The 11,570-nt window shown below is 36.5% G+C and carries 7 protein-coding genes, 3 pseudogenes and 1 riboswitch; of the genes and pseudogenes, 1 reads left to right on the top strand and 9 read right to left on the bottom strand.

Translation table 11 applies throughout. From position 1 onward, the window contains the following. Positions 1-21 precede the first annotated feature (21 nt). Positions 22-942: a DMT family transporter gene (locus LO754_RS06040; protein WP_024361482.1), complete on the bottom strand. Its 921-nt coding sequence runs from the start codon at positions 940-942 to the stop codon at positions 22-24. A 697-nt stretch (positions 943-1,639) separates the two neighbouring features. Here LO754_RS06040 and LO754_RS06035 point away from each other — a divergent pair. Beyond that, positions 1,640-2,227, top strand: coding sequence for a C39 family peptidase (locus LO754_RS06035; protein WP_231785783.1), 588 nt, complete (start codon positions 1,640-1,642; stop codon positions 2,225-2,227). Positions 2,228-2,567: 340 nt separating this feature from the next. Here the strand turns inward: LO754_RS06035 and LO754_RS06030 are convergent, their stop codons facing one another. The 8 genes and pseudogenes from LO754_RS06030 to resB form a co-directional block, all read right to left on the bottom strand. Continuing rightward, a complete protein-coding gene (locus LO754_RS06030) occupies positions 2,568-2,729 on the bottom strand; it encodes a hypothetical protein (protein WP_167492671.1) in 162 nt (53 codons plus the stop codon). Between the two features lie 76 nt (positions 2,730-2,805). Continuing rightward, positions 2,806-3,386, bottom strand: a pseudogene (locus LO754_RS06025) (ECF transporter S component). Between the two features lie 224 nt (positions 3,387-3,610). Then, a riboswitch (FMN riboswitch) is annotated at positions 3,611-3,807 on the bottom strand. A gap of 250 nt (positions 3,808-4,057) precedes the next feature. Continuing rightward, complete coding sequence (locus tag LO754_RS06020) at positions 4,058-5,341, bottom strand: RNA polymerase subunit sigma (RefSeq protein WP_231785782.1); 1,284 nt, start codon at positions 5,339-5,341, stop codon at positions 4,058-4,060. Beyond that, positions 5,338-5,871, bottom strand: a pseudogene (gene sigX / locus LO754_RS06015) (RNA polymerase sigma factor SigX). Before sigX ends, LO754_RS06020 begins: the two are co-directional and overlap by 4 nt. 240 nt (positions 5,872-6,111) lie before the next feature. Next, complete coding sequence (locus LO754_RS06010) at positions 6,112-7,887, bottom strand: ATP-binding protein (RefSeq protein ID WP_024361487.1); 1,776 nt, start codon at positions 7,885-7,887, stop codon at positions 6,112-6,114. Beyond that, the gene (locus LO754_RS06005; protein WP_024361488.1) at positions 7,880-8,596 is read right to left on the bottom strand and encodes a response regulator transcription factor; all 717 of its coding nucleotides are present in this window, start codon (positions 8,594-8,596) and stop codon (positions 7,880-7,882) included. Before LO754_RS06005 ends, LO754_RS06010 begins: the two co-directional genes overlap by 8 nt. Before the next feature lie 115 nt (positions 8,597-8,711). Further along, complete coding sequence (gene ccsB / locus LO754_RS06000) at positions 8,712-9,893, bottom strand: c-type cytochrome biogenesis protein CcsB (protein ID WP_305068881.1); 1,182 nt, start codon at positions 9,891-9,893, stop codon at positions 8,712-8,714. Beyond that, positions 9,890-11,562 (bottom strand): annotated as a pseudogene (gene resB, locus LO754_RS05995) (cytochrome c biogenesis protein ResB). The gene ccsB and the pseudogene resB overlap by 4 nt, the downstream one beginning before the upstream one ends. Between the last annotated feature and the right edge of the window lie 8 nt (positions 11,563-11,570).

Below are 11,570 nucleotides of genomic sequence, written 5' to 3'. Positions count from 1 at the left end.
GGAGTTGCAGTCGCTTTTGATTTATATATGTTCGTTTTGAATTAGAGTCCGATTTATTGCTGGTTTTTTTATGCTCTTATTTTGAGAATAAACTAAAACGACTAAACTAATTAAAACGAACATTCCTCCAGTAAGTTGTGAAAATTGTAATCGTTCATTTAAAAAAACAAGAGCAAATAAAGTAGTAAATACAGGTTCTACCATGCTAATCATCGAAACGTTAGAAGAACTCAACAATTCCAGCGACTTAAAAAATGTAATTTCAGCAAAAATAGTTGAAAAAATCACAATACTAATAATGTGTATCCATGCTTGGTTATTAAAATTTAAAGAGATATCTTGCTTCACTACACCAATTATGAAAACGCCAAAAGTTGCAAATAGTGCTGTATAGGCACTTATTATTACTGGTGAATTATTAATAGTTACTCTTTTCCCCACAATCATATATATTGCAAAGATCAAAGCTGCAAGAAGGGATAAGACTATTCCATAGACATTCATTTTATCTAATGAAACTCCCAGTAAATAAATCATGCTAATGAAAGTTGCTACTAAAGCTAGTATTGATCCTATACTTAATTTTTCTTTATATAAAAAATAAGAGATGATACAAACTAGTAAAGGAAAACAATATAAGAGCAAGACTGCCATAGATGATGATATATATTTTAATGATTCAAAATGGAAAATAGATAAAAGTGTGAATAGTATACCACCTAGTATAAAAAGATTTTTCACCTCATGTTTACCGATTCTTATATTTGTACCTTTCACAAGGAAGAAAAGGAAAAAGATGATAGAACTTAATCCGAATCTTAAAAAAAGTAAAGTATACACTGTCACACCATATTCATAGGCTTTAACTGTAAAAATTGGCATAATCCCATATCCTATGCTCGAAAGAACTGCATAAATAGCTCCCTTGATAAAATTATTCATAAATCTCCTCCTTTCACTTCACTTACAATAAAATTTAATGACATTTTCACTATATAGTTATTCCCTTTTAAAACAATTACTACCACATTTCATTTAGAATTTATTATATCTAAATTTTGAAAACGGGTTCTTTAAATTTCGTAACAAATCGCATCTTAATTATTCTATTCAAGAATGTAAAAATTTGTATGAAATATCAGTACTGATAAAAAGATTATAGTATAAAAGTAAATTTAAATAGATACATTTCCTAACATATAACGTTTTAGTCTTTAGCGTCGAATTTAAGCGAATATTATAATTAAACAGAAGAAATGTAACACAAAGTTATGACATTAACTTCATATACAAGCGTTGATTTACTATGATGTCTAGAATCTTATGGCATCACACCTTCATACGCTCATTAACAGTTTTCTAGGAGTGTTTTTTGTTTTATTCTTAATTGAAGATTTATCCTTGAAAACCATTGTCCAGATGGAGTTTTTCGTATAAACTTAACCATAATTTTGGTCCTTTATTAGTGGATTTGGACAGGTTACCACCTGATTTTATCCATTATAAAGGACCTTTTTTATACATAATAAAATGATTGAATATTTTTTTTCTTTAAAGTATAGTTAATTTAATGTAACGCTAGTAATATCTTTTAATTTATTTGAGATATAACAAGAAAATTATTGGACGTGAATAAAATATGGAACTAAACATTCAATCACATAATAACGATTGTGAAAATAATTTAATGAATTATTCTCTTTATATACCTCGTTATAGTCAAAAGTTTTGTATGAATGACTGGCCAAAGGGATTACTTATTGAAGAAAGAAGTCATGACTATTGGAGCGATAGATGTTGTGGGTTGGCGTGTTTACGAATGGTTATATCTCATTATAAAATACCTATACCAACCCAATTAGAATTACTTAAAGAAGGTTTAAAAAGAAAGTATTATATTTCGAAGGGATGGTTACACCAAGGTTTAGCCGATTTAGGAGAAATGTATGGGGTGAAGGGTAACCCTATAGTTGTTAAAAGCGGTAAACAACTTGAAAACTTGCTTGTAACAAAGGGCCTAGTAATATGTTCTATAGCTCCAAAGTTCCCTAAAAACGGAAGCAGAGGGGGACATTTGGTAGTAGTATGTAGTCGAATTCATACCTCTAAAGGAAGACTAATTTGTTTTAGAGATCCATCTCTTTGGGGAGAAACAAATAGTATAGTATTTGAAGACAGGTTCTTTAGCAGTTTTAGTGGTAGAGCAATTGTTTTTTCTTTGGATTAATAGAAGATATGATATTTTCATTAGAACTGTACGCCTGTAATCGAATAAAGCATATAACTGACCTGGCACCTCCGAGATGCGAATAAAGTAGTATACTTATTTAAAAGAAATCTCCCACAAAAATCAAAGGTATTGTCGAAATTTGCGGGAGATTGAGCAAATTTATTATCTAAACTTGACTAATTTAAGTAGCAATTCGCTTCAAGTTATTGCGTTGACAATTATCCCAATAACAGCTTCAATACCTAAACCAATGGTAAATATCATACATTTTTTCATTCCCCTCATAATTTTTTTGTTATTTTAACCTAATGACCTCGGATAATAACTTTTACTTCCCTCATACTAAATTCACCTGTAAAAAGTCAATATGGTTTGCTGGTACTTTCTTTCGATATTCTTCCATGTGAGTCGATATTGCATAACCTTTTAATGTATTTCTACTTAAATTTTGTAGTTCTTTTTTGGAAAGTAAATCTGAAATTGCAAATTTAAGCAACAAAAAAACACCTCCTAGACATAACAGTCTAAAAAGGTGTCATTACTTGAACACTATCCTAAATCATACTTTTTTACGCTTATTTCGATAAATACATTGTGCGTTGTTGGTTGATCCATTTGCGCATCGTTGTGAATAACAATGCCATAATCGCCGTTAATAACACACCTTTCACGATATTAAATGGTAAAATGCCTGCAACAATCATTGTGTATAATGAATCGCCATCGACTGGCTCCATACCTAAGAAATAAGTGTACATCGGTAAAAATACTGCGATATTTAACAAGCTCATGCCAACCGCCATCACAATCGTTCCTGTTGCTAATCCTCCAACAAGACCTCCAATCGTTTTAAAACGGTTAAAAATAAATGATACTGGCAAAATAAATAATATGCCTGTTACAAAGTTTGCAATATGACCAACTGGCACTCCTGTTGGCGTACCAGAGAAAATCCAATCTAAAACATTTTTAAATAGCTCTACTAAAATACCTGCTACATCGTGATGGCTGCAAGTAAGGCAGGCATATCACTGAAATCCACTTCCAAAAAGGCTGGGAACGGTGGAATCGGGAAATTAAATAACATTAATAAAAACGAAATACTACTCAGCATACCAATCGTAATAAACGATTGCAGTTTGACATTTTTCTTCATTGAAAACTCTCTCCTCTTTGCTGATTCAATCTTGCAAGAAGAAAGGTTACGACGTAATCGATTGTTTTTCACGAAAAAACCCTTATGCAAATCAGCATAAGGGAGAAAAGGCATGAGTAAATAACGCCATTACTAGCTATTTTTTGTGCATAGCGTGCATTTAAAGACACACTAAAAAAACGTTCGCACATAGCTTAATTCGTAACAACGAATGACGATCGTACCTCCATCTTCTCCCATCCAGACTATACTGTCGGCCTTGGAATTACACCAAGTCAGCCATGCAAAAAAATCTTTGCACAGGTCGCGGGCTGAAGAGCCATCTAGTAAATCATGCGAGCTACTGTAGCTTACTACTACACTAGCGATTTACAACTCTATTACCGCCGGTCGGGATTTTCACCCTGCCCCGAAGATGAATCAATATTATTTTATAAACTAACTATAATGTTTTATCACATAAAAGTAAATACTTCTGCTTAAAATAATCCGATTAAATTTGTATGGTTTAATAAATCAAGCACTTTGTGAGAAATAATGGAGTAGCTTATCCGCGGAACAAAGTCACTTACCCGCGATTTATTATCATTTACCCGCGAATCAAGGTGCTTTACCCGCGGTATTTCCATTAAAAAAAACAGCTATCTACTATCTGATAGCTGTTTTCTATATTATGGCATCATTTGTTTATTGGCACCTACAGGCATGGGTAAAAACTTTGTTAAATCAAAGCCTTCCCAACTTTCCTGGACAATGTTATCTAAACGTATCTTTTTATCAAAGCTTGACGCAGTCAACATCATCGCCTCGATTAATTGTGTTGCCCGTACGGCATCCATTGTCGTTAAATCAAGTGGTGCGTCAAATGTGACCACAACCCCATCTTCTTCTTTTACAGTGTATGTGACATTTTCCGGAACAACTGGCACATAAACATCATCCTTTTTGTCTCGCATCGCCAGTAGAGCCTCTGTCACAGTAGGATACGTTTGATGGAAATCAGGCGATAAATATTCAGTCCCGTTTCCCTCTGTATATAAATAATAATTGTAATGATTATCTTTTGTTAGCGCTATAGGCTCACTCGGCTCTTCTGCTTGCGAAAACTCGTAATCAGAACCATCTGCCTGTTTAATGGCAATGGCTTTATATTCGGACTCGGAAAAAGTATCTTTTAACGAGTTTAAATATTTCGTGACAGAAGCCGAAGCTACATCATAATCATTTTCTTCTGGTAATACGTGCACAAGCGTTTTACCTTCTTCTTTTAACTCACCTTTGTACGGATGATAGTCTGTTAAACCCATTGCTTCTTCATCAATTTGAGGTGCGTATTTTTCATACATTTGTAAAGTTGTTGGCTTCTTCTTACCAAAATCAGCAGTTATTTTTTTGTTCGGAATAATATAGGTCATTGGTATGCTATCAGCCTTACCACCAGGTAATCCAATTCTGAAAACGACTGCATCGACTAAATCATCTTCGTAAACAGATGTCCGCAACGATAGGATACGAGCATGCTCAGCACCAATATTCGCTTTCATTACACTATCTGCATCTGCATTTTCACTTTCTGTGACCGACCGATCCTCCTGCACAGAAGAATAATTTTCGATTGGGGCGTTTGCTTCATCCTTTACGGAAGAATTGTTCGATACATAGATGTACCCTGCTAGTGATAGGACAAAAATTGCAGCAACACTACTTAAAATAGGCCACCTACTCTTGCGTCTTTTTATAGGTTTAGTATTTTCTTGAGCAGGCAATGATTGCGCTTGTTGTTCTTTTGCCTCAGCTACTGGTTGTATCGCCTCTTGAAGATGTATGTTGTCTTGTAAACGTGCATCAGCAAGCAATCTTTTTAACACTTCGTCTTTCGAGCGGTGGTCAGTAAGCTTCGGGGCATTGTTCAACATTTGTTCAAGTTGTTCATCGTCAAATTGTTTATGCGTCATTGCCTTTTCGCCTCCTGTTCCCTAACCTGTTGTAGATGTTGCCTTAAAAACTTAATGGCTCGATGTTGCGTCGTTTTAACCTTTGCCTCTGTCCAATCAAGTATTTGCGCAGTTTCAGTAATCGACAAATCTTGGAAATAGCGCATAATAATAACCATTTTTTGATCCCCTGTACAATTTTCAAGTGCAAACTCTATCTGCTTTAATTCATCACTGGCCTATAGCACATCTTCCGGTGATGGTGTGGTTGAATGTAATTGTTCCGTTTCCCAGTCAAAAAAATCGAGTGAATGTTTTTGGCGCACAGCCTGCTTTCGAAAATGATCAATTGCGACATTTTTAGCAATAGCAAAAAGCCAAGTTTTTTCACTGCTATTCCCTGCAAATTGTTCATAAGATCGCAGCACACGGACATAAACCTCATGTGCAAGGTCCTCAGCAAGTGTGCGATTTTTTACTAGATAAATAAGAAACTGGAACACGTCTTGATGGTATGCATCGTATAGTCGATGGAACACGGAGTCATTCAAAGCACTCCACCCCCGTTCTCATAGTATTTGTCGTCTAACACTCGCACAAGTTACATTTAAATAATATTTTGGTCTTAATTTTGCTATGTGTCTAAACCCGAGCACAAGCCGACGTATAGCCTCTAACAGGTATTGGTATTGTTGCCAACTAGTTCAGCTAGTTCTAACTATACCAATGACCCGTGGAAGCATGAAAGAGCATTGTCAGATGGCACCAGCTACAAGGACTTCTTCATGAACTTATTCGAATGGTAAATAGAAAGTAAAAGTTGTGCCCTCTTTTAACACACTATCGACCATAATATTGCCAGAGTGTGCCTTGACAATATTTCGAGCAATTGCAAGCCCTAAACCCGTTCCGCCTTTAGAACGTGTCCGTGCTTTATCCGCTTTATAAAAACGTTCAAAGACATATGGTAAATCTTCCTGTGGAATCCCATGTCCTGTATCCTGAACAGATATTTTGGCAAAGGTTGGCTCTTGCTCTATCTTGACAATGACAGAACCTTCGTCTGTATGACGCAGTGCATTATCTACTAAATTTGTTAACACTTGTTCGATACGATCCTCATCCATACTGATGCGGGCATCATTATCAAACTCACTATTAAATAAAAGTTGCACGTGTTTTTCTTTTGCCACTTGAGCAAATTTTTGCGTAATACGTTCAAATGTGGAATTAATCGGTACTTCATCTTTGTACAGTGTCATATGTCCTGATTCCATTCGCGCTAAATCCAATAAATCGGTTACTAAACGTCCCATACGCTTCGATTCATCATAAATAATTTTCGTGATTTCATTACGTTCTTCTTGATCTTGAATAAAATCATCATCCATTAATGCCTCAGAATAGCCTTGTAGCATGGAAATCGGTGTACGTAGTTCATGTGATACATTGGCAATAAAATCAGAACGTAGCTTTTCTAAACGATGCTGCTCTGTCATATCACGGATTACAGCAACTGCTCCACGAATTAATTCCCCACTATAGAGCGGGCTAATCGTAAATGTATAATAATTTCCATCCATTTCTATTTCTTCTTCTAACTTATCTTCAAACATTAGTACATGATCGAGCATATGATAGAGTTCAGGTGGAATAGGCTTTGCGCTTTGCGAGCCTTTATTAACAAACCATTTTTGCATTAAACGTTCCGCTGGCGGGTTGCTCAGTAAAATTGTTCGATCACGGTTAAACGTTATAACGGCATCTGTCATGGATGTTAAAATATTGGACAATTGCTCATTTTCTTGATTAATTACTTCTAAGTTATGCTTTAGCTGACGCCCCATTTGATTGAACGCAACAGCTAGCTGGCCGATTTCATCATTTTGCGTTGTCGGCATTTTTGCCTCGAAATTCCCTTTTGCAATTTCAAAAGCTAGCTCACGCATTTTACGTAATGGGGATGTAATACGGGATGATAAGAAAAATGCAAAAAATGTCGTTAACACAAACGCAATAAATGCCGCTAAAAAGACAATTTTGGTCGTCTCTTTCGATGTTTTATGTAACGCATCTGGACTTTGGTAAATAAATACAGCGCCATGCACTTCATTTTCCACATTTAGTGGAAACCCTAGCACGACATAGGATTCCATTTTTCCTTGATCTGTTGAAGATGGCATCATCATTTCCTTTATAATGGGTTCATCTGATTGGAAAATTTCATGGAAGGATTTATTCGCTAAAATTTCATCTTGAATTTCTTTCTTGTTGACGCCTTCTTGCAGCGCAAATGAGACTTCTAAATGATTTATGGCGATAAGTGCATTTGTACCCTCAGGTAAAATATCTGTCAGGAGTTGCGAAGTCGATTCTGCCGTCTCATTGTCATCCACTATACTCGCTATTGTTGCAGCCGTTTGACGCAGCGAAATCTCTGCTTGCTGCATATGATAGTTTTGAAGAAATTCGAGCATTAAAACCGTGAAAACAAATAATACAAATGAAACGAGAAGCAATATGGTTACCCATAGCTTCCCGACAACACTGTTCCATATTCTATTCATTGACAACCTCAAATTTGTAGCCAACGCCCCAAACAGTGACAATCATTTTCGCTGCGTTCTCTGATACACGATTCAGCTTCTCACGTAGACGCTTCACATGGGTATCGACTGTTCGTAGGTCTCCAAAGAAATCATAATGCCAAACCTCTTTTAGTAATTGTTCACGGTCAAATACTTTGTCTGGAGATTTTGCAAGGAAGTACAATAATTCATACTCTTTTGGTGTTAAATTCACTTCGATGCCTTCCGCTGTTACACGGTGCGCATCATGGTCAATCATCAAATGTTGGAATACAACTAAATCTTTTGATGACGATGCATTTGTCGTAGGTGAAAATGCTTGTGAACGACGTAAAATAGCTTTTACGCGTAGAACCACCTCACGAGGACTAAATGGCTTTACAATATAATCATCTGCTCCAAGCTCGAAGCCTTGTACACGGTTTGCTTCCTCGCCTTTTGCAGTTAATAAAATAATTGGCGTTGCAGCTCTTTCGCGAATTTCTGCACATACCTCAAGCCCATCTTTTTCAGGCATCATAATATCTAGTAAAATACAGTGGTACTCTTTTTCTAAAGATTTTTCGATCGCTTCTTCACCATTCTCTGCTTCGTCAACTTGATACCCTTCGCGCTCCAAATACATTTTTAATAAGCGTCGAATACGATCCTCGTCGTCTACTACTAATACTGAAATATTTTCTGACACTTTCACGATCCCTCTCTTCCGATCTTTCTCTACCCTTCTATTGTACATGGTACGCTACGACTTGAAAAGAAAAGAAAGCCCTTTCGCAGCAGCGAAAAGGCTTTTCGTTCCCCTGTTACGCGTAGGAGTGTAAACCTGCAAGAATTAAGTTAACGGCAATAAGGTTAAATAATATAATACCAAAGCCAATTAATGCTAACCAAGCAGATTTTTCACCTTCCCAGCCCTTAGATAAACGTAGATGTAGGAATGCTGCATAGAATAACCATGTAATCAGAGTACATACTTCTTTCGGGTCCCAACCCCAGAAACGACTCCATGCAAGTTGTGCCCAAATCATCGCAAAAATGAGTGCACCTAAAGTAAATACTGGGAAACCAATAATAACAGAACGATAACCGACTTCATCCAGTAATTGTAGATTTACACGTTTAACAAGCGGTTGGAATATCGCGCTTATGCGACGACGTGCAATAAGGCGAATGAATAAGTATAGTAATGAGCCTATTAATAATGACCACACGACCGTTGTTAATTTTTTCGCATTAATCAGTGCAGGCATTTCTACTAATGGAGACATACCATGTTCCTCTACTACCTCATACTCATTCATCCCAAAAATAGGTGGCAAATTATAAGTAATTTGGCGAGACATACCTTCTTTATCGATATACGTGTATTTCGATTCATAATCCATCGCACTAAATGTAGATGACACAATAACAAAGCCAAGCACAACGACTAAGCAGTACATAACTGCTTCAAGCCAGAAACGTTGCTTTGAAGGTTTGTTTAAATCTACAACTTTTAATAAATAAATTAAACCTGCAACTGCACTAATCGCTAAAATCGATTGCCCCATTGCAGCCGTAATAACGTGAATTGTTAACCAATGACTTTGCAATGACGGTACTAATGGACTTACTTCTGTCGGGAACATCGATGCATAGGCAATGATTAATAACGCTACAGGTAACGCCACTAAACCAAGCGCTGTTAGGCGATAAATAAAGTAAATTAAAATAAATGCACCAACAATAAACATCCCGAAAGCAGTCGTAAATTCAAACATATTACTAACAGGTGCGTGACCTGTGTGAACCCAACGTGTAATAAAATAACCAATTTGCGAAAGGAAACCTATAATTGTTACGACAATTGCCATTTTACCCCATTTATCTGTGTTTTTGCCAGAAGCATTGGATTGTTTAATGGCGCCGCCAAATAGTAAAGTAGCTACTAGATAGGCTAAGAATGCAACAAATAATAGATTTCCACTTAAGTCAATCAAACTCATAAGGTGTTGTCACCTTCCTTTTTAGTATTGCCACGATTTGTGGACTCTTCGCCTTCTTCAGACGGCTCTAACTGATCCTTATATTGCGGTAGACCAGCAAATGCAGTCACGGCATCTAAATCTTTTTTCATGCTGAACATATTTTTATTGACATGAGCAGCCATCAGCACACGGCCATCTGGTTCTACTTGTAACCAAAGTCGACGGTGGTTCCAATATGAACCGATTGCAACGCCGATCATGAAAATAATACCACCAACAAATAAAATTGGGATTGTGCGGTCTTTACGTATTGTAAAACCAGACATATCGCGTGTTTCCACACTTTCAAACTTCATTTTGTACTGGTTTTCACCTAGTGGCTCTAATGTTTGTTTAATCGCAACGAAGCTAGTTTCACCCTCTGGTGTTTCTGGTGTCGTCATTTTAAATAGAAATGCTGGATTATTAGGAACTGACGTCGCTGTTTGCGGTACACCATTTTCAAATCCAGAGAAGTCTGGTGTGTAAACAAGTAATTTAACAGATACACCATTTCCTAAATCGTATTCTTTTTTAGGGTTTGTTAAATCAATTCCTACTTTACCAAGTGATTGCTCCGTTGATTTATTTACTAATTGGAAATTCATTTGCTTCAATTCATTTAAGCGATAATCCATTTGATATAGTGCATAGCCTGCTTCTTTTAAAGGATGATTCACTCGAATTGAATAATCTCTCACCTTTTCTAGATTTTCCGTATCACCAGCAATAGCGTCTTCAGGTTGCTTATATAACGTAATATCCGTTTGGAAGTTTTTCGCAACGACGTTAACACCTTGCTTTAGCTGTTCACCTTGTGGTGTATTATCATGTGTTTCTAAAATAAAGTCTCGATTTTCAATAAAATAACCGTCCATGCCAGTAATTGCACGTGTTTCACCTTCACGTACCCATATCGATTCATCGACATAGAAACCAGGAACTAAACGCAACATTACCCCAGTTAAAAAGATAATGAGGCCTATATGATTTATGTACGGACCGTAACGAGAGAAGCGGCATTTTTCTGCTAACAAAGCACTGCCGTCTCGACGAACAATGTATTTCATCTCAGTCATTTTCTTTTCAACTTTACTAAGCGTCTCTTCAGGACTTGCTGTTACCTGTCCTTCTGCAACAATACGTTGGCGCTTTAAAAACTTTCATGACGCTTAACACGTTGATTTTTCAATGATTTATAAAGTGGTATACCACGGTCAAGACTGGCAACAATAATGGATACCGCAAGCATTCCAACTAAAATTTGGAACCACCAAGAGCTATATAAATCAGACAGCCCTAATGTATAATAGATTTTCCCCACAAAACCATAAACATCCTCGTAATAGGCTCCCTTTTCCATGTCAGAAGCTTTTACGTAAAACTCTTGTGGTAGTAACGTTCCGATTGAAGCTGCTATTAATGTAATAATAATTAATGCTATCCCTACTTTAACACTTGAGAAAAAATTCCAAATTTTGTCGACAATTGATTTGTTGTACGTTTTTGAGCGAATAGCCGTACCATCATACCGCATGTCGACAACTTTATTTTGCTTTTCTTCTTCGGTTAAAGGACGACCGCATTTCTCACAGAGCTTCGTGCCAAACGGATTACTATGTCCACAAGCACAAATAATATTCTCCATCGTCTATT

It is taken from the genome of Lysinibacillus sp. GJ-1 (assembly GCF_021166035.1).
GTDB classification, from domain to species: Bacteria; Bacillota; Bacilli; order Bacillales_A; family Planococcaceae; genus Lysinibacillus; species Lysinibacillus sphaericus.
Note: the sequence above shows the minus strand (reverse complement) of the source record. Positions and strands in the feature narration are given on the sequence as shown.

Bases quoted from the DNA above. Each gene is read 5' to 3' on its own strand.
- LO754_RS06040 (WP_024361482.1), bottom strand. From the start codon at position 942: ATGAATAATTTTATCAAGGGAGCTATTTATGCAGTTCTTTCGAGCATA.
- LO754_RS06035 (WP_231785783.1), top strand. From the start codon at position 1,640: ATGGAACTAAACATTCAATCACATAATAACGATTGTGAAAATAATTTA.
- LO754_RS06020 (WP_231785782.1), bottom strand. From the start codon at position 5,341: ATGACGCATAAACAATTTGACGATGAACAACTTGAACAAATGTTGAAC.
- LO754_RS06010 (WP_024361487.1), bottom strand. From the start codon at position 7,887: ATGAATAGAATATGGAACAGTGTTGTCGGGAAGCTATGGGTAACCATA.
- ccsB (WP_305068881.1), bottom strand. From the start codon at position 9,893: ATGAGTTTGATTGACTTAAGTGGAAATCTATTATTTGTTGCATTCTTA.